The organism is Hymenobacter lapidiphilus (genome assembly GCF_003417065.2).
Classification (GTDB): Bacteria; Bacteroidota; Bacteroidia; order Cytophagales; family Hymenobacteraceae; genus Hymenobacter.
In genome coordinates this window covers 1-424 of sequence record NZ_QVLT01000078.1, presented here as the reverse complement: position 1 = coordinate 424, position 424 = coordinate 1, and the positions used below count along the sequence as shown (strand labels likewise).

General features: G+C 60.1%; 1 protein-coding gene. It reads right to left on the bottom strand.

The features are described 5' to 3' along the window. Positions 1-11: 11 nt before the first annotated feature. Complete coding sequence (locus tag D0N36_RS19280) at positions 12-200, bottom strand: hypothetical protein (protein ID WP_242479010.1); 189 nt, start codon at positions 198-200, stop codon at positions 12-14. Between the last annotated feature and the right edge of the window lie 224 nt (positions 201-424).

The following is a 424-nucleotide window of genomic DNA, read 5'->3' as shown; positions in this document are numbered from 1 at the left end:
GTACCTATTTACTATAAATAGGGACCTATGTAAATGGTGGCATCGTGACCGATTGGGACCTGTTCGATCGTCCCGCGCCGCTGGTGAACATGGCTTCGCGCAGCTTCCTGCGGCTCGGCGAGCGGCGTGCCGCCTTGCGGACGTTCGGTCGCCGATGTCTCCCGCTCGAACACTGTCGTCGTGACGCCAGCGATACGCAGCAGGCGGGCGAGCGTCAGGCCTCCGGGGCCGGCACCGACGAGGCAATGCGAATTGGCTTCGAACTCATGGACACCACGCTCACATCAGGATACATAGGTACCTATTTACTATAAATAGGGACCTATGTAAATGGTGGCATCGTGACCGATTGGGACCTGTTCGATCGTCCCGCGCCGCTGGTGAACATGGCTTCGCGCAGCTTCCTGCGGCTCGGCGAGCGGCG